The 19,524-nt window shown below is 40.9% G+C and carries 14 protein-coding genes and 1 pseudogene; 10 read left to right on the forward strand and 5 right to left on the reverse strand.

The window, feature by feature from the left end; all coding sequences use genetic code 11:
* The first annotated feature begins 112 nt into the window (after positions 1 to 112).
* The 3 genes from C9J38_RS03845 to C9J38_RS03855 all read left to right on the forward strand — a co-directional run bounded on the left by C9J38_RS03845 (position 113) and on the right by C9J38_RS03855 (position 3,661).
* On the forward strand, positions 113 to 1,474 hold the full coding sequence (locus C9J38_RS03845; RefSeq protein ID WP_107205952.1) for a GntP family permease: 1,362 nt from the start codon (positions 113 to 115) through the stop codon (positions 1,472 to 1,474).
* 69 nt (positions 1,475 to 1,543) lie between these two features.
* A complete protein-coding gene (locus tag C9J38_RS03850) occupies positions 1,544 to 2,137 on the forward strand; it encodes a DNA-3-methyladenine glycosylase I (RefSeq protein WP_107205953.1) in 594 nt (197 codons plus the stop codon).
* 132 nt (positions 2,138 to 2,269) lie between these two features.
* The gene (locus tag C9J38_RS03855) at positions 2,270 to 3,661 is read left to right on the forward strand and encodes a permease (protein ID WP_107205954.1); all 1,392 of its coding nucleotides are present in this window, start codon (positions 2,270 to 2,272) and stop codon (positions 3,659 to 3,661) included.
* Positions 3,662 to 3,763: 102 nt separating this feature from the next.
* Here the strand turns inward: C9J38_RS03855 and rdgC are convergent, their stop codons facing one another.
* The 4 genes from rdgC to C9J38_RS03875 form a co-directional block, all read right to left on the reverse strand.
* Complete coding sequence (rdgC, locus tag C9J38_RS03860) at positions 3,764 to 4,675, reverse strand: recombination-associated protein RdgC (protein ID WP_199195411.1); 912 nt, start codon at positions 4,673 to 4,675, stop codon at positions 3,764 to 3,766.
* 157 nt (positions 4,676 to 4,832) lie between these two features.
* On the reverse strand, positions 4,833 to 6,059 hold the full coding sequence (locus tag C9J38_RS03865) for an NAD(P)/FAD-dependent oxidoreductase (protein ID WP_107205956.1): 1,227 nt from the start codon (positions 6,057 to 6,059) through the stop codon (positions 4,833 to 4,835).
* 294 nt (positions 6,060 to 6,353) lie between these two features.
* A complete protein-coding gene (locus C9J38_RS03870; protein WP_005369367.1) occupies positions 6,354 to 6,746 on the reverse strand; it encodes a hypothetical protein in 393 nt (130 codons plus the stop codon).
* A 172-nt stretch (positions 6,747 to 6,918) separates the two neighbouring features.
* Complete coding sequence (locus C9J38_RS03875; RefSeq protein ID WP_107205957.1) at positions 6,919 to 7,161, reverse strand: hypothetical protein; 243 nt, start codon at positions 7,159 to 7,161, stop codon at positions 6,919 to 6,921.
* A gap of 514 nt (positions 7,162 to 7,675) precedes the next feature.
* Between C9J38_RS03875 and C9J38_RS21970 the strand changes: the two are divergent.
* Positions 7,676 to 8,983: pseudogene (locus C9J38_RS21970) on the forward strand (serine hydrolase domain-containing protein).
* Between the two features lie 268 nt (positions 8,984 to 9,251).
* Complete coding sequence (locus C9J38_RS03895) at positions 9,252 to 9,410, forward strand: hypothetical protein (protein ID WP_369919083.1); 159 nt, start codon at positions 9,252 to 9,254, stop codon at positions 9,408 to 9,410.
* A gap of 505 nt (positions 9,411 to 9,915) precedes the next feature.
* Here the strand turns inward: C9J38_RS03895 and C9J38_RS03900 are convergent.
* Entirely contained in the window at positions 9,916 to 10,704 is a 789-nt protein-coding gene (locus C9J38_RS03900) for a glycosyltransferase family 2 protein (RefSeq protein ID WP_107205960.1), read from the reverse strand.
* A gap of 335 nt (positions 10,705 to 11,039) precedes the next feature.
* On the opposite strand from C9J38_RS03900, the gene C9J38_RS03905 reads away from it, so the two are divergent.
* The 5 genes from C9J38_RS03905 to C9J38_RS03925 all read left to right on the forward strand — a co-directional run bounded on the left by C9J38_RS03905 (position 11,040) and on the right by C9J38_RS03925 (position 19,477).
* Positions 11,040 to 12,272: an exonuclease SbcCD subunit D C-terminal domain-containing protein gene (locus tag C9J38_RS03905; RefSeq protein ID WP_107205961.1), complete on the forward strand. Its 1,233-nt coding sequence runs from the start codon at positions 11,040 to 11,042 to the stop codon at positions 12,270 to 12,272.
* A 14-nt stretch (positions 12,273 to 12,286) separates the two neighbouring features.
* Positions 12,287 to 16,084, forward strand: a complete 3,798-nt coding sequence (locus tag C9J38_RS03910) for an AAA family ATPase (protein ID WP_107205962.1) — start codon at positions 12,287 to 12,289, stop codon at positions 16,082 to 16,084.
* A gap of 187 nt (positions 16,085 to 16,271) precedes the next feature.
* Positions 16,272 to 16,961: a phosphate regulon transcriptional regulator PhoB gene (gene phoB / locus C9J38_RS03915; protein WP_107205963.1), complete on the forward strand. Its 690-nt coding sequence runs from the start codon at positions 16,272 to 16,274 to the stop codon at positions 16,959 to 16,961.
* A 159-nt stretch (positions 16,962 to 17,120) separates the two neighbouring features.
* Positions 17,121 to 18,452: a phosphate regulon sensor histidine kinase PhoR gene (gene phoR, locus C9J38_RS03920; RefSeq protein ID WP_107205964.1), complete on the forward strand. Its 1,332-nt coding sequence runs from the start codon at positions 17,121 to 17,123 to the stop codon at positions 18,450 to 18,452.
* A 14-nt stretch (positions 18,453 to 18,466) separates the two neighbouring features.
* Positions 18,467 to 19,477, forward strand: coding sequence for a PstS family phosphate ABC transporter substrate-binding protein (locus tag C9J38_RS03925; protein ID WP_233217656.1), 1,011 nt, complete (start codon positions 18,467 to 18,469; stop codon positions 19,475 to 19,477).
* Positions 19,478 to 19,524 lie beyond the last annotated feature (47 nt).

Below are 19,524 nucleotides of genomic sequence, written 5' to 3' on the forward strand. Positions count from 1 at the left end.
GTTACCATGTTACGGGTAACATGTTACCCGTAACATTTAGCGTTGTGAAGATACTCACAATAAAAATATTCACAACGGAATAAAACATTCTTTTTTGCTGGAGAGATCCTGTATGACGTTAGACCCAACCTACTTATTGTTCATCGCAGTATGTTCTATCTTGTTGTTATTATTACTAATAATGAAATTTAAGTTACATGCTTTCCTAGCTTTAACTTTAGTGAGTTTTATTACAGCAGTAGTAACAGGTGTAAATGCTGATCAAGTTGTACCTACCATGATGTCAGGGTTTGGAGGCACATTAGCCTCTGTTGCTCTGCTTGTCGGTCTAGGTACCATGATAGGGCGAATTCTTGAAGTAACAGGGGGCGCTAAAGTACTAGCGGATACCTTAATTGGTAGGTTTGGCCCTGAAAGAGCACCTTTTGCATTAGGTGTTGCGTCGCTGTTGTTTGGTTTTCCAATCTTCTTCGATGCTGGGTTAATGGTTATGATGCCTATTTTGTTTAGTGTTGCTAAACAATTTGGTGGCTCAACAATTAAGTACGCGCTACCTGTTGCTGGTGCTTTTGCTGTAATGCACGCATTCTTGCCGCCACACCCAGGTCCTGTCGCTGCAAGTGAGTTATTAGGTGCAAATATTGGTTTATTGACCATTGTTGGTTTGTTGATTGCACTACCAACTTGGTACCTAGGTGCTTACCTTTACGGTCTATGGGCGGGTGAACGCTTTAAACTGCCATTGCCACAAGCTTTCTTGGCAACGCAAGAAGTAATTGACGAAAACAACTTACCTAAGTTTTCAACAGTTCTTGCTATTTTGTTAATGCCTTTAGTGCTTATCTTTATGGACACGGGTCTACACACGCTAACAGTAATGGGTGTGGTAAATGGTGATGACGCTTGGGTTAATGCCTTACGTATGTTGGGTAAAACTCCTATCGCATTGATGATCACCTTGTTGTTCTGTTTAGCGCTATTTTCTAAGAATTACGGCATGGCAAAACTTGAAAAGCTATGTGGTGATTCACTTGCGCCAATCTGTGCCGTTATTCTTGTAACGGGTGCGGGCGGTATGTTCGGTGGCGTACTACGTGCAAGTGGTATTGGTGACGCGTTAGCTAACTTAATGTCTGATACTGGTATGCCAGTGATTGTGGCGGCATTCTTAGTTTCAACAGCGTTACGTGTCGCGCAAGGTTCAGCAACGGTTGCTCTAACTACAACAGCAGCGCTGATTGCACCTATGGTTGCCGCAACAACAGGTCTAAGTGCTTTAGATTTATGTTTCATCGTAATTGCAATTGCATCGGGCGCAACCGTGTTATCTCACTTCAACGATTCAGGATTCTGGCTAGTAGGTAAACTGCTAGATATGGATGAGAAAACAACCCTAAAAACGTGGACGGTAATGGAAACTCTTCTAGGTACAATTGCCTTCACAATTGCTGCAACATTAAGTATTTTCTTATAAATTAAAATAACGTGTAGAAGCCAATACGGGAGTAGTGATACTCCCGTATTTTTTTATAAGGACTGTATTATGACAACCCAGAGTAAGCCAACAACATGTTGTGACTGGGCAACGACCGATCCACTGCTACAGCATTATCACGATACCGAATGGGGCAAAAAAACGTGTGATGATAACGCCCTTGCTGAATGCTTTATTTTAGAGAGTATGCAAAGTGGCTTGAGTTGGTTAACCGTTCTGCGTAAACGTCCGGCTTATCGAGCAGCTTTTCTTGATTTTGATTTAGCTAAAATTGAAGCAGAATTATTGCCACAGCCACGAGAAGGATTAGTTGAGCATATTTGCCAGCAGTTCGATGTTATCAAGCATAAAGGTAAAATCGCGGCAGCATTGAATAATTTAGAGCTTTTGGTTGCAGTGCGAAAACACACCCCATTAGTCGATTTCTTTTGGCAGTTTGTTGATAACAAAGCCATTATAAATCAATGGCAAACCATTGCTGAAATACCAGCACAAACTGAGCAATCAGCAAATATGAGTAAGGTGCTAAAAAAGCAAGGTTTTAAATTTATAGGTGCGGTGACTTGTTATTCCTTTATGCAAGCAGTAGGTATGGTGAACGATCATCTAACAACCTGTCACGGTTATTCAAAAAATAGCTAGTTATTGATATTGTTAAACTTTTATTTAGGCACATTTGCAAAGTTAGTTTGAGTGATAAAGCAATGCAACGCTTTAGATAAGCGTACTATGCTTAACGACATCTCTCTTATAAATAACAACAAAGGTCTCTTCATGGAAAGTGGGGATAGCAATATCATCTTTCATGTCATTTCTGTGTTTTTTAACATGTCATGGCAAATCTTTTGGCCATTAGCCTTTGGCTTAATACTCTCTTCTTTTATTCGTAACTTATTACCCGTTGATACCGTGGTGCAACACTTGGGTAAAACCGATGTGAAAAGCCTTAGCTTTACCACGCTATTAGGCATGATGTCATCATCGTGTTCTTATGCTGCGGCGTCACTGTCTCACACCCTATTAGCCAAAAAGGCAACAGTCGCTAACGCAATGGCATTTTTAGTATCAAGCACTAATTTGATAGTGGAAATGTTTATTGTGCTGGTAGCACTCATGGGCTGGACATTTTTATGGGGTGAAGTTATTGGTGGCTTGATCTTAATTGCAACTGTTGGCTTTTTGTTTAGCCGTTTTTATCCCAAAGATGTTGAACAAGAATTACGTCAGCACATAGCCAATGCTGCGCCGCAACAAAAAGCCAGTTGTGGCATGGATATGTCTGAAATGAAGCATGAGAGCAGTGATTGCGGTATGGACATGTCTAACATGAAACATGAGAGCAGTGATTGCGGCATGGACATGTCTAACATGAAGCATGAGGGAAGTGATTGCGGCATGGACATGTCTAACATGAAACATGACAGCAGTGATTGCGGCATGGACATGTCTAACATGAAACATGAGAGCAATGATTGTGGCATGGATATGTCTGAAATGAAGCATGAGAGCAGTGATTGCGGCATGGATATGTCGAACATGGCTATGCCAGCAAAAAATGACACTGGCACAATGGCAAAAATCACTAAATCTGCCAGCTTCTTCCAAATGGATTTGGCAATGATAGGCAAAGAGATCTTAATTGGTGTTGTTGTATCATCAATCTTAATTGCTTTAGTACCACAAGAAGGTTGGCGCGCCTTATTTATCAGTAATGATGCCGGATTACCTGCTTGGTTACACTCGTTGCTTGATGTCATTATCGGTGTTTTTGTTGCTATGATTGCCTATGTATGTTCAGTGGGTAACTTAATTTTAGCGGCAGCACTGTGGCATGGTGGCATTTCATTTGGTGGGGTGATTGGCTTTATTCTTTCCGACGTATTAACCATTCCAATGATGCGTGTGTACCAAAAATATTATGGTAAACGTCCAACAAAATGGATGGTGGGTTTACTGTTTATTGCGATTATATTTACAGGCATGTGCGTTGATGCCATTTTCAACGGTTTTGGTTGGGTCACAACCGATCAAACCTTACGTACTTTAAACCAATCCGGTTTTGGTATGAACATGACCACAGTGATGAACTTGATCTTCATTCCGCTTTCTATTTGGTATTACCGTTTAGGTAAAAAAGCCAATGCAGGCATGGGAATGAGCATGTAATCAATCCGCGAGTCAATAACAAAGCCGTGGTGCTTAGGTTGTAAAAACAACAGAGCACCACGGCTTTTATTTCGCATATTCGATGTCGATTAAATAAAGGGATTAGCCTTTATTTTCTAAACCGCCAACCACTTCAAATAGGTTTGGTAAGAATGCTGAGAATTCACCGCCCATCAGTGATAAATCCGCATCAATACGTTGCGCCATATCTTCACGGTCGATATCTTCGTTTTGATCTTTGATTTCATCAGAGAACTTCAAACGCTTCACGGTTAAATCATCAGCAAGGACAAAGTCGACACGGTCTTGCCAGTTTAAAGCCAGTTTCGTTACCACCTTGTTTGCTTCAATGTGTGCAAGAATTTCGTCGCAGTTTAAATCCTGTTGTTTACAACGGATCACACCGCCATCTTCTTCAATCGCTTTAAACTCTGCTTCTTCACCGATAGTGAAACCATGAGGCGCTTGATTGCTACGCACCCATTCTGTCATCGTTAGGGCTAACGGTTTTTCAGGAACGACAGGTACAACAGGTAGGCTACCGATAGATTTACGTAGTAGCGCTAGCATATCTTCTGCTTTTTTAAAGCTGCCTGAATCAACCACAATATAGCCAAGCTTTGGCATGATAAGGGCAAAAGTTTGCGATTGACGACTGAAAGCGCGAGGCAGTAAATCCATCACGATTTCATCTTTAAGCGTATCTTTCTCAGTCTTTTTCAGCTTACGACCAAGATCTTTTTCCTGTATCTCAATTTTGTTATTTAGTGATTCTTTGATCACAGAAGCAGGCAGCATTTTTTCTTCTTTACGCGCACAAATTAAAATATTGTCGCCAGAAACATGGGTGAACATATCACCATGTTTACCTAATGCGTGTGCCCAGCCAAATTTTTGGATATCTTGGCTGCCACAAGGCGTGAAGCGGAACTCTTCCAGCTGTTTTTCCAGTTGGTCTGCATTTAAATTAATTTCACGCGTAAAGCGGTAGGTTAGTAAATTCTTAAACCACATCATGGCAGTCACACTTCCTAGGGTTAAACAGTTGGGCCGCACATATTAACCTAACCACTAAAAATTACTAAGAGGCGTTTGTGATTGAAGCTTAAGATTGTGTAATAACTTACTGAACTGTGAGTGAAATTAAATTTATGCTCTCACAATAAAGCCGTTATATTTTAGGTTTGAAAATCGCTTTCATACGTTTAGCAACCATTAACCGAGAAACCGTAAACATGTTACTGATGGTTCTTTGGTGTAAACGGAAAATTGTATCGTAGATGCGGCGAATAAGTAGCCCATGTAATACAAATTGGCTTTCCATTTTAGAGCCAGGAGCAAAAGAGCCAACCGCAAAGTAATGCCCAACCGCAACCACCATTCCGCCATCTTTAAAGATAAAGTCAGTGAGTGGTTTCCCATGTAAAAAACCACCCAGACTTTTGGCTAAATGTTCTGCTGCTCGATTCGCCGCCTGTGCTTTTGGTGGAACAAAACTGCCATCGGGTTGCGGAATAGCCGCGCAATCACCGAGCGCGAAAATACAGCCATCGACGGTTGTGGTTAAATCCATATTGACTTCAATTTGATTGATACGGTTATAAGCCAATCCGCCAATACCATTTAGCCAATCAGGGGCCTTAATCCCAGCTGCCCAAAATTGAACATCAGCATCAAGCGTACGATCATCGCTTGTGATCATACTTTTCTCAGTCACTTCGCTAATGCGAGTTTGAAGTAAAACATTAATGTTATTTTTCTCAAGCTCTTGCTGCACCTTACGCGACATTTTTTCAGGACTATTTGGTAATACGCGATCTGCCGCTTCTATTAAATTAATCGTTAACGGTGTGCCGTTATAACGTTGTAGCTTTCTACTCACACGTTCAAGCTCTGCTGCCAGTTCAACCCCTGTTGCACCAGCGCCGACAATATTAACTGTACGGGGCTCTCCTGCACGTAAAATGTAGCTCATTCGGTGCCATGCTTGGCGTGCTTGGTTGGCTGAGTCTAAAAAGATGCAATGGTCTTTAGCGCCAGGGGTATTAAAGTCATTGCTTACCGCGCCAATAGCGATAATTAAATAATCGTAATCCAGCTCATAGTTAATGTTATCGGCAGCACTACAGACAGAAATCGTTTTTTCTTCGCGATGGATATCTGTCATTGAGGCTTGATAATGCTGATAGCCATGTCGCGCGCCATGAGTGAAATAACAAACCGTATCAAGATCGCTATCAAATGTCCCCGCTGCGATTTCATGCAAACGCGGTTTCCAGAAGTGATGGGTTTCTGGTTCCACTAAGATGACATCATCTTCTTTTCTTATTGTTTTCTTTAATAGGGTTGATAGTTCAATGCCAGCAGCCCCCCCACCGACAATAATAATTCGTGACATAGTCAGTCCTCATATAATGATTATGAGTTCGTTCATAATGGGATAATTATCACTGTCGCCGCATCGACAAAATAAAAAAGACCGTTAAGGTCGAGAGTTAGAAAGGCGAAATGATAGGGTTAAAAATTACTATAGAGTCTAGATGGGATTTTCTGATTGTGTGGACATTTGTTATTAAAGAATTCTGCCATTATCGGATGCGTTAATGAAATAAAGTAAGGAGGGGGGGATTTATAAACAGAAAAAAGCCTTGAGCAAAACTCAAGGCTTTAGAGGATTCATTTGGCAATGAAATTATTTAGCAGGCGCGAAATCTTCTGCAGCTTGGCGGTGCGCGGTGTAGATAGCTTCACCGTCACTTTCTGCATCGAAGATAACAGTAACATCAGGTGAGAACAGGATAACGTCGCCCACTTCAGCAACGTATTTATTGCCGTCTGTATCACGCATGACGATCTTACCTTTAGTAACCACTTTGTACTCTACTGAATCGTAAAAGTATTCAAACTCTACGCCTGGAGACATAGTGAAATGACCAATCGTCAATGGCGCGCTGTTATTGGTAACAGCAACTTCAGCCATATCACTTTTTAAGCCTTCAACTTCTAACAGTTTGCTTAAATCATTTAGCTTAAAAGTACCTGATTTAATCAGAGTGATGCCTGGCTTTTCGGTTAATGTTGTCATTGGATTGACCTTATTTTTTATAATAAGGCTGAAATAGCGGATTCAGCCTTTTGTAGGGCGTAACAAAAAGTACAATAATTACCTTTTAAGTTAGTAATTAATGGTAAATAGAAAGAACAATAGTTAAACAGTAATAATAAAAGAAAGAGTAGTGTTCTTTTATGGGTAATACTTACTTATCTGCTGCTGAAAGTAGCTTTTCAGAAAAGTTTAATGCAGCTTTGTGCTGTGAAAATACTAAGCCAGAGTGAGAGCGTTCAGCAGTGCCTTGTTTTTGGTAGTGACCAATATTAACTGCATTAGTTTTTGATTGCTTAACGTTAATGTTGCCAGTGAAGTTACCGTCTTTTGCTGCAGCAGTAAAAGATGTTGCGATAATAGCGGCTGCGATTGTTGCTTTAATAACTGTTTTCATGAGTAATAAAACCTTTTGTTTTGAATTTTTGTGAACGCCTTGTGCGTTTCGATGTGGCTATATTAATTCTTTCAAAAAGCAAAACAATTACACAATTTGGTAATTAATTATTACTTATGGGTAATAATTGTGTTGGTGATATGAATTCGGCTCGGGATGGGTTTGTAGGTTTATGAATTTATGGGAAATTAAGTGAGAATAAATTTTTGAGTGATGCAAAGAAGAGCTGATGAGAAAGAGGAGGTGTGCTGATGGTTCACACTCTTTACTTAATAGTAACGTGGGCAACTAGAAGTAAATAGGTCGTTTTTGAGAGTAAAAGGATGGTTTGTAATGTGAATTAGGATTACGTAATACATGAAAGACTCCATATGTTAAATGCATCCAATTTTAATTTAATAGTTTAAACATACCCGTCCTTAAGTGTTATCTAATAAATCAAGATCAATTGTGGCATTGTTCGCTCATGATTATTTAGTATCAAGAGCTTTATTACTTTAGGGATGGAGTAAAAATGAATAAGATTTCGAGAAGAAGGTTATTAAAAGGTGTTGGAATCGGAGGATTAGTTGGTGTAACCGGAGCTTGGGCTCTTACTAAAAAGCAAACACCAGAAAAAGCGTTAGAAGATTTACTGGAAAATGCAATAACTGATCTACCAGCAGCCAGCATCAGTGCTGCTCTAATTAAAAATGGTGAGTTAGTCTGGGAAAAGAGTTCTGGTTATCAAAATCTAGAAAGTAAAAAACCGGCAACGTTTGAAAGCATATGGCCGACTTTAGGCTCTGTCAGTAAGTTGGTCACTTGGACTGCCGTGATGCAATTAGTGGAAAAAGGTAAAATAAAGCTAGATGGTGATGTTAGCGATTATTTGGGATTCACCATGTGAAATCCCCACTTTCTTGAGATCCCGATCACGCCATATCAATTGTTAACTCACACATCATCCTTGTCTTCTCGAAGAATGACATCAGACCCGGACAGCATGGCAGATTTTTTCTGTAAAGATTACTCTGATGATCTGAATGCATGGATTACATCTAATATTTCTCCGGATGGTGCTCATTACCGTTCAGATTTGGTTTTTGACCTTTACCAGCCTGGTGATTTCACGCAAGTTACACCAGATCCTATTGGTGTGATCGCAGGTTATTCAAATTTGAATGCTTTAGTTGCTGCTTATCTAATTGAAAAAGTAACTAATTTATCCTTTGAAGAATATACATATAAATATATATTTTCCCCCTTAGGAATCAAAGATATCGGTTGGCAGAAAGCCGATTTAGATCAACAAAAACTCATTACGCCTTACGAAGCGAAAAACAGTCCTCGAGCTCCAATTATGGGCGTATATACCAAAAGCATGAAAGATCGCGGTTACTAAAGTCAAAGGGTCATCCCTTCTGATGGCAATAAAAACTATTATACTATTGATGATTGTAGTTATTTTTCACCTTTCAATGCAGCCGGATTACTAGGATCTTCCACTTTGGCATTAACCACTTTTATGCAATCCTTCCTTTCACAGAATAAAGCTAAAACGGCATTACTCAAAAGAGAAACCATCGATAGTATTTTTCATGTTCAGCGTAATGATCTTACAACAGGTAGCAATCTTGGACTTGGATGGTTCCAATTTAAAACGGCACGACACGGTACATTTTGGGGACATGATGGTGGTGGGCCTGGCATTCTGTCACGAGTTATGATCGATCCAGATACTGGAAATGGTGTGGTACTACTCATTAATAACTATTTTGTGGATTTCAGGGAAAGAGCCTTACTGCTTAATAAATTATGTGAAGTATTAAAAACAGCCTAACGCAGGATGAATAATCATCTTTTGACGATTTTTTGTACGTATAAATAGAGCCACTGTTAAATATACATTTAAAAGATCGCTTCATAGCGGTCTTTTTAATTTTAACTCACTTAAAAACATACCTTATTTCCCCAAACTAACTCCCTGACTTATTTATCAAAAATAAAATTCCGTGGTAGCTGTGTAAGGCAGTGAAATAGCAGATGTGGTTTGGCAGATCTCACGGTACAATCAGCAGATTATTTCTGGCTAGGTTGCGCATTATATTATGAAAATTATCCATACCTCTGACTGGCACTTAGGGCATCAACTCCACGGTTATAACCGCGACTATGAACATCAAGCGTTCTTAGATTGGCTAGCCGATGAACTTGAGGCTCAGCAAGCGGATGTCTTAAGTCATTACTTACCGCATCAATGGCGATAATTAAATAATTGTATTCCAGTTCATAGTTAATGTTATCGGCAGCACTACAGACAGAAATCGTTTTTTCTTCGCGATGGATATCTGTCATTGAGGCTTGATAATGCTGTTAACTATGTTGCGTGGGCTGTTGAAACGAGAAACGGTGATTTTTGCTTGGAGAAGGACGGTTTTAACTCATTTTCTATGTGAAAGTTTATTTGAATAAAAAGGTAAACTTCTTGCGTTTAGAGAAGAGTCTGAAGAACTAAAGCAGGACCTGATTGAAAATACGAAGGCGACAGAAACAATAAAGCACACATTACAAAGAAAAGTTGACTTTAGAGCTCAAGATATAAAGAGCCCTTTTCATCATAGGCAGAAATAGAATCAACTACTACTGGTTTCCTTAATGTACAAACTATACTAACGGTAACGTTCAGTATAACAATGGCCGCCGAAGCGACCTTTTAGAGTCATTAAAATGTGCCAAAGTTAGTAATATTTAATAAATTTTTATTCAACATACCTAAAGTTGATCAATACCATTATCACAGCGTATTTTTTTATTTTTAATTGTATCTAATAACAGTTCATGGTTTACGCCTAAATTATCTTGGGAGTTACCTTCATGCCAAAGATGGTAGCCAATACACCCACAACGAATATGCTGTATTTTTATTCCGTTATTAACTAGGCGTTGCGCAAAATCACTATCTTCTCTTCCCCATCCAATAAAATCGTTATCAAAACCATTGATAGCTATATAGTCTTGTTTCCAAAAAGCAAAATTACAGCTTCTTATATTTTTAATATCATTTCTTATAGATATAAGGGCTTTAGTTAAGAACGATGAGTTGATAGCATTTTTTCTATACCTTAACCCTTTAATCCCCCAAGAGAATAAGTTTGGAAATTCATATCCATTCATAACACGAAGACTTAATTCTTTTCTCATCTTAACTCTAGGGCCTTGAGTTAAAGTACCTTTTTTAGCGTTATTAATATGTGATTGAATAAAGTTTTGAGTTAAGAACATATCTCCATCGATCATTACAATAAAATCGCCGGAGGCCGCTTTTACGGCTAAATTCCTGGCTCTAGAAGCTCGAAAACCTTCATCTTCTTGATAAGCATGAATTAATGGAACAGGAAAAGTATCTTTTAAACTGCTCAACATTTCGGCTGTACCGTCTGATGAACCATCATCAGCAATAACTACCTCATCTGGTAAAATATTTTGCATGCAGACGCTATTAAGAACAGCCTTTAAATATAATTTAGAGTTATAAGTTGTTATTACTAAAGATGTTTTCATTAAGGTGTCCGAATTGTTGAATAATATATAAAGTATTTAGATGTATTTATCTAAATCAAGGCGTTACAAGCAGAGCTCTAGAAAGTGCTCGTAGTAATAAAAGCACGATAAACATTAAAGAAATAAATTATAATTAGTTTCAACTAAAACAACACTAAAAGTTTTTTAATTTTTAACACTTTAAACTACATCATTCTCCAAAACTAACTCACTGACTTATTTATCAAAAATTAAATTCCGTGATAGCTGTGTAAGGCAGTGAAATAGCAGATGTGGTTTGGCAGATCTCACGGTACAATCAGCAGATTATTTCTGGCTAGGTTGCGCATTATATTATGAAAATCATCCATACCTCTGACTGGCACTTAGGGCATCAACTCCACGGTTATAACCGCGACTATGAACATCAAGCGTTCTTAGATTGGTTAGCCGATGAACTTGAAGCTCAGCAAGCGGATGCCTTATTAGTTGCTGGTGATATTTTCGATACTGCCAATCCGCCAGCCAGCGCATGGCGCATGTTGTATCGCTTTTTGGCAAAAGTGTCGAAAACCCTACCGAATTTAGATGTAGTGATGATTGGCGGTAACCATGATTCACCAAGCAAGCTTGATGCGCCTCATGAACTATTAAAAGCCTTTGATTTGCATATGGTTGGCGGTATCCATCGTTTAGAAGATGGCACCTTAGATGTTAAGCGTATGCTGGTGCCTATCACTAATAAAGATAAACAAACTGCCGCGTATGTATTAGCTGTGCCGTTTTTGCGCAGCGCAGATTTACGTACCGATAACCTTGATGAAAACGAAGACCGCTTAATTAAAGGGGTAGAAGTGCTATATAGCGATATGACCCAAGCCGCCCGTGAATTGCTTGCGCCAGAACAAGCGATGATCGGTATGGGACACGTGTACATGGCATCAGGACAATTATCTGAAATGTCGGAACGCCGAGTACTTGGCGGTAATCAACATGCGCTACCCGCTTCCATTTTTGCAGATGACATGAGTTATGTCGCGCTTGGACATTTGCATTTAGCTCAAAAAGTGGCGAAGAAAAAACATGTGCGTTATAGCGGATCGCCGATTCCACTGTCGATGTCAGAGCGTAATTATAACCACCAAATTTTAGCAGTAGAATTTGATGGTAGTAACGTTAAAGCGATTGAAGAGATCAGTATTCCTCGCTGTGTCGATATGCTTAAAGTGCCAACCAAACCCGCACCGTTAGATGAAGTGTTAGCCGCATTAAAAGTCTTACCTGACGATGAACTGCCACGTGAGCAACAACCCTTTTTAGAAGTACATGTGTTGCTTGATAAACCACAAGCCCTCTTGCGTGAAAAAGTGCTGCAAGCATTAGAAGGCAAATCCGTTCGTCTTGCCAAAATTACGCCCCATTACAGCCAACGCGAGCAACAAGATAGCTTGCAACACCGTCGATTATCCGAGGTGTCGCCACAACAAGTGTTCGCATTAAGTTGGAATAAGAAATTCGATGGTGAGCCAACCGAAGCAATGGCTGAAGCGTTTGAAACCCTATTAACTCAAGTTGAAGAACAAGAATAAGAGAGATAATAACAATGAAAATCCTTGCGCTTCGTGGTGAAAATTTAGCGAGTTTACAAACCAAATTTGAGATTGATTTTGCGGGTGGTAGATTAGGCGATGCTGGCTTGTTTGCGATCACAGGTAAAACAGGGGCGGGTAAATCTACCTTGCTCGATGCGATTTGTTTGGCGTTATTTGATCGTATTCCGCGTTTGCAATCAAATAAAAAGAACGATGCTGAAATCGGTCGTGATGATGAAGATAACCGCATCAAAGCCAATGATGTGCGCAGTATTTTATCCCGCGGTAAAGGTGAAGGTTTTGCCGAAGTCGATTTTATTGCCAATGATGGTTCACACTGGCGTTCGCATTGGCATGTTCGTCGTGCTCGTGGTCGTGCAGAAGGCAAAATTCAAGCTGCTGAACAGTGGTTAGAAAATATTGAAACAGGGCAGCGTTTCGCGGGTAAAAAACAAGAACTACAAGCGGAAATTGAAAAGCTGATTGGCTTGAGCTTCGATCAGTTTCGTCGTGCTGTGATGCTGCCACAGGGCGAGTTTGCGGCATTTCTAAAAGCTGGGGCTGATGAACGTGCAGCACTGTTAGAGCGTATGACGGGCGGTGAAATTTACGGTCGATTATCCATTGCGGCTCATGAACGTGCCAAAGATGAAAAGCTCAAACTGACGCAACTTCAAGGTAAGTTAGGTGATATCGCACTGTTAACTGACGAAGAGCGCGAAGCATTAAATACTCAATTGGTCAGTGCTCGTGAACAAGTAAATAGCCAGCAACAAAAGTTAGAGCAACTAAAACAGCATCAAGATGTGTTGGTGAATGCTGAAAAACTGACGCAGCGTATTGGTGAAAGTGAGCAGCAGTTAGTACAAGCCAAGCAAGACCAACAATTAGCCGCGCCGCGTTATCTGCAATTGACAAAATATGAGCAAGCACTGCCTGCCCGCGGTGATTTCACGCTATTAACCCAAGCACAGCAACAAGTGATCAAGTGGCAGCAATCATTGCAATTAGCGACCGCTGAATTAACGGCTAAGCAGCAGCAACAAGGGCAATTACAAACGAGTGTTGAGCAAAGCCAGCAGCAATTAGCGCAAAAACAACAGCTGTTAACCGATCTTGAGCCAAAACTAAAACAAGCGGCAAGTATTGAGCAAAAGCGTGATGCTTTACAGCAGCAAAGCGCAGAGTTACAGCAGCAATTAGCTGGCTTAAATAAAGACCTCACGATCCAGCGTGAGCAACTTGCGAGTAAGCAACAACAGCAACACGCCGCCCAGTTACAACAGCAACAAGTGACCGCTGCATTGGCTCAAACGCAAGGGGTAAAAGCCTTGGCTGAGCAGCAAAATGCGATTAAAGATAACATCAGCCAGTATCAACAAGCGCAAAGCCAAATTGCACAGCTGCAAACTGACATAAAACAGCGTGAAACAACATTAACGAGCGTGGCGCAGCAGCAGATCCAATTGGATAAACAGCTTTCTGCATTGGATCAGCAAAAGCTGCAATTAACGCAGCAAACTGCTGAGCACGATCTAACGGCATTAGAGCAATTACAAGATCAAGAACGCCAGCATTACGCTGCATATCAGCAATTAAGTAGTAAGCTAAAAGAGAGTTTATTCGGCCTAGATAAATGGCATGGTTTGCTTCAACAGCGTGATAAATCTCAGCTTCAGCAGCAAGGTTTAGTGACGAATATTGCTAGCTGTGAGCAACGTTTGGCGGCATTAGCGCCTGAGTTATTACAATTAGATGCTCAGCATAAAGAAGTAGAGCTTCAGCTAAACCAAAGCCGTGCTGTCATGAGCTTAAATGACTATCGCGAGCAGCTTGTTGAAGGTGAAGCTTGCCCACTGTGTGGCTCTGAAAATCATCCTTATCAGCAGCATAATCCGCAAGTTGAAAACATTATTAGCCAACAACAACAGCGATTACAGCAATTAGCCCAGCAATTACAAGATGCTAATGCCGAGCAGCGCCAGCTAACTCAATCTGTCTTGCAAGAGAAGCAACGTCACACTGATATTGAGCAAGAAATTGCAGGTTTTAATAATACGATTCAGACGTTAGTTAACCAGCAGCAATGCCATTGGACCGATCTTATGGCAACGGATCTAAATGCCATTACTTTGACTGAAATTACCTTATCGACTGATAGCGATGTAGCTCAGCTTTCTCATTATCAAGCACATTGGTCACAAGCAGTCGATGATGCTAAATCGCAAATGCAGCAGATTAAAGTTCAGGGTGAGCAGCGCAAAGTGCTGATTGAAGAAGTCAAGCAACAGCAGCTTCAATTACAGCAATTAACTAAGCAAGAAGCGGATCTGAAAGAGCAAGGTTATCTGCTAACTCAGCAGCAAACTCAAGCGCAAGAACAATGTAATGCGTTTACGGCACAAGCTAATAATGTGCAAAACGTGATAGCTGAAAGACAGCAGGCGTTAATGACAATCTATGGTAATGACGCATGGGTAAATGCATTAGCTCAGCAAGGTAAAGCGGGGTTTATTGCCGATTTAGAGCGCCAAGTTCAGCAATATCAAACCAATATTGAGCAACAACAATTGCTTGAAAAACAGCTGGCAGAGCTTGCGCCAGTGCTAGCGACGTTAACCAATAGCGTTCAACATAGTGAGCAACAAGCCCATGAGTTAACGGCAAAAGTAGCCCGTCTTGCGAAAGAGCAACAGGTTTGCTGGCAACAACGTATTGAGCTTATTGGCGATCAGCCACTCGATACGATTGAACGCTCAGCTAAAGCCGATGTTGATGCACAGCAGCAACAATGCCAACAGCGACAAACACAATTAAACCAATTGGCAGAAGTGATTGCCGCAGAGTTAACCAAACAGCAGAACGCGACCCAACAATTAGCAGAATCTGAAACAGCACAACAGAATTTACAACAAGTGTGGCAAGCATGGTTGGAAAAGCTTGCGTTAACAGAAGCTGAATTAACGGCGTTATTAAGTCACGATGAGGCATGGTTACAGCAAGAGCGCAGTGAGCTAAAACAGCTAGAGCAAGCGGTGTCGCAAGGCGAAACTATTGTTAAAGAAAGACAGCAAGCACAGGTTGATTATCAGCCGACGGTTGAATTAGCCAAGCAGTGGTTTAGTGAACATGACATTGGTGATGACGCCTCAACTCAACAGCAATTGTTTAACCAATGGCAGACGGAAAAATCGCAACTTGATGATCAAGTCTTCCAATTACGTCAGCGTTTAGATTTAGGCGAACAAGCGGAAAAACAAGCTGGCGATCTTCGCTCAGCATTAGCGACCCAGCAAACGCAAACCGAGCTATGGATAGAAATGAGCGATTTAATCGGATCGGCTACGGGTAATAAATTCCGTACCTTGGCTCAAGGATTAACACTGCAACAGTTAGTGATTAATGCCAACCATCACTTGCAAGATCTTGCGCCACGTTATGCGTTACAACCAGTACCGGGCAGCCCATTGGCGTTGCAGGTTATCGATCATGATATGGGTGATGAAGTACGTAGTGTGGAATCGCTTTCGGGGGGAGAGAGTTTCTTAGTGTCGTTGTCTTTGGCTTTAGCCTTAGCCTCACTGGCGGCAGATACGCGCCAACTCGGCTCTCTGTTTATTGATGAAGGATTTGGCACCCTAGATCCTGATAGTTTAGAAATGGCATTAGCCTGCCTTGATGCACTTCAAGCGGATGGTCGACAAATTGGTGTTATCTCTCATGTAGGTACTTTAGTTGAACGTATCGGGGTGCAAGTGGCGGTTGAAGCACAAGGGGGGGGGCGTAGTCATATTGCCATAAAAGGTTAATATAAATACGCATTAACCCATTGTAATTATTTAATATTTATCTCATTATTTTATAAATTATGAGAGTGTTTAAATGATACATATTCAACTTGGTTTATACTTTTATTACAACAAGTCACAAAAGTGTAATATTAAGAACACATAATGGCGCATGTCAGATGAAGCAAACGACTAGGTATATTTGATTATGGTAAGACGGATTCTTGTGGTAGAAGATGAAGCTCCAATTCGTGAAATGCTATGTTTCGTGTTGGAGCAAAAGGGCTATCAAGCGATCGAAGCTGAGGACTATGACACAGCACTAGAAAAAATGTGCGAACCTTATCCTGAGCTTATTCTCATGGACTGGATGTTACCCGGTGGTTCAGGTATTAACCTGATCAAACACCTTAAGCGCGATGAACTTACACGCCAAATCCCTGTTGTAATGTTAACAGCACGTGGTGAGGAAGAAGATAAAGTTCGTGGCCTTGAAGTAGGTGCGGATGATTACATCACTAAACCATTCTCTCCCAAAGAGTTAATGGCACGCTTAAAAGCGGTTATGCGTCGTGTGTCACCAACAGCATTAGATGATGTCATTGATGTGCAAGGGCTGAAATTAGATCCTGTATCGCATCGTGTGACATCGGATGATGAACCATTAGATATGGGCCCAACAGAGTTTAAAATGTTGCACTTCTTTATGACGCACCAAGAGCGCGTTTATAGTCGTGAACAATTACTCAACAATGTTTGGGGCACTAACGTTTATGTTGAAGATCGTACTGTTGATGTTCACATTCGTCGTTTACGTAAAGCGTTAGAATCAGGTGGGCACGATAAGATGGTGCAAACGGTACGTGGAGCGGGCTATCGCTTCTCAACTCGCCCATAGTAATGATCCACAACCCACACTAGGGTTGGCTATATAAAGAAAAATACGAGCCTTCACCCATTATCGCAGTTCGATAAGGTTGGAGGTTGTGTTGTTTGTACGAGTAAAGAAATTTAATGTAACGGATCCATACCATAACTCCGTTACAAGGAGTAAAGCATGGTCGAAAGATTGTCATGGAAAAAATTGGTATGGGAGTTAATTCTGTTTTATCTACCGTGGATCATCCTTGGTATGATTTTCGGTTATTTACCGTGGTTTTTACTCGTCGCAACTTGGATTCAACTGATTTGGCATTTCCACAATCAATTGAAAATGTCAGATTGGTTATGGAAAGATCGTAGCCTTACTCCTCCTTCTGGCTCTGGTAGTTGGGAGCCGCTATTTAATGGCATGTATCGTTTACAACAACGTAATCGTCGCCGCCGTAAAGAACTCACTACCTTAATTCGTCGTTTCCGTAATGGTGCTGAATCATTGCCCGATGCGGTTGTTGTATTCCGTAGTGAAGGCAATATCGTTTGGTGTAATAAATTAGCGCAGCAATTATTGGGCTTGCGTTGGCCTGATGATGCGGGTCAACCTATCAGTAACTTATTAAGAAGCCCTGATTTTGTCCGTTATCTGGCAAGACAATCTTTTGATACGCCATTAGAAATCACTTCACCTATGAACTATGACCGCACCTTAGAGCTGCGGATCATGCGTTATACCGAAGGTGAGTATTTGATGGCGGTACGTGATGTATCTCAGCTTAAGCAGCTTGAAGGCATGCGTCGTAATTTCTTTGCTAACGTTTCTCACGAATTGCGCACGCCAATGACGGTGCTGCAAGGTTATCTTGAAATGTCGTCAGATCCTGACATGCTATCGGGACCAATGTGGGATCGTGCACATGGGGTGATGACGGAGCAATTAGCGCGAATGAATGCGCTAGTTGAACAGTTATTAACCTTGTCAAAAATTGAAGCCGCTCCAACCATTGAGTTAGAGGAAGTGGTCGATGTACCTGCGATGTTAGATATTTTAGAAAAAGAAGCGATCTCACTCAGTGGGGATAAAAATCAGCATTTTAATTTTGAGATTGATCAGAGCTTAAGTGTCTTAGGAGATGATGATCAGCTACGTAGTGCGATTTCTAATTTGGTTTATAACGCGGTTAAACATACTCCAAGTGATGCTGATATTACGGTTCGTTGGTATCGCTCGCCTAACGGTGCAAGATTAGAAGTAACAGATAGTGGTGAGGGCATTGAAGCTCAGCATATTCATCGCTTAACAGAGCGTTTCTATCGTGTGGATAAAGCCCGTTCTCGTGAAACTGGCGGTAGTGGTTTGGGACTGGCGATTGTTAAACATGCTTTGAGCCATCATGACTCCCATTTAGAAATTGAAAGTGAGCTTGAAAAGGGCAGTACCTTTGCATTTACACTGCCGTCTCGATTAATTGCAGATAACACTCAAACGGCTGAATTAGCCGATGATATTTAGAAGTGATTAAAGAGATGAAATGTATAAGTAAGCGATTGAAATCTTTTACTGGGGTATTGTTGTTATTACTGGCTGGCAGCGCTCAGGCTGAAACTGAAACATCCAGTATAGAAACATCAAGCGTTAAAGCTGTAGAGCCAAGCTTATTGCCTTATCAGAAAGTGAGCGGCATTTCCGGTAACTTGTCGTCAGTTGGTTCAGATACCTTGGCGAACTTAATGACTTATTGGGCGGAAGAATTTAAACGTCGCTATCCAAACATCAATATTCAAATTCAAACGGCAGGGTCATCAACAGCGCCAACCGCATTAATTGAAGCGACAGCGCAACTTGGCCCAATGAGCCGAGCAATGAAAAACAAAGAAATTGAAGCATTTGAGCAAGAGTATGGTTATAAACCGACTGCGATTAAAGTTGCCGTTGATGCGCTTGCGGTGTTTGTGCATGAAGATAATCCATTAAAGGGGATTAACTTTGAGCAGTTAGATGCGATTTATTCACAAACCTTACGTTGTGGTGCATTAAAACCTATTACCAAATGGGGACAGCTAGGCTTGCCGGGTAGCTGGAAAGATCGTGGTATTCAGATCTATGGACGAAATTCAGTTTCAGGGACCTATGGCTATTTTAAAAAACATGCGCTATGTCGAGGGGATTTTCGTAACAATGTTAATGAGCAACCGGGATCGGCATCGGTTGTACAATCGGTATCAACTTCATTAAATGCGATTGGTTATTCCGGGATAGGCTATAAAACGACAGGGATTAAAGCGATACCTGTGGCGCGTGAAGGAGATGATTATGTTGAAGCGACGATTGAGAATTCAGTCAGTGGTCATTACCCATTATCCCGCTTTTTATATATTTATGTTAATAAACACCCGAACAAGCCGTTAGCACCGATGGAAGGGGAATTTTTGCGCTTTATTCTATCGAGTGACGGCCAGAAAATTGTTCAAAAAGACGGTTATATTCCGTTACCCGTAAAGGTTGTTGAACAAAATATGGCTGCGCTTGGGCTGTAACTGTAGATGATGTTTACTGCCTAATAAGCTAAGTAGAAATGGTTAAT

It is taken from the genome of Photobacterium sp. GB-210 (genome assembly GCF_003026075.1).
Taxonomy (GTDB): Bacteria; Pseudomonadota; Gammaproteobacteria; order Enterobacterales; family Vibrionaceae; genus Photobacterium.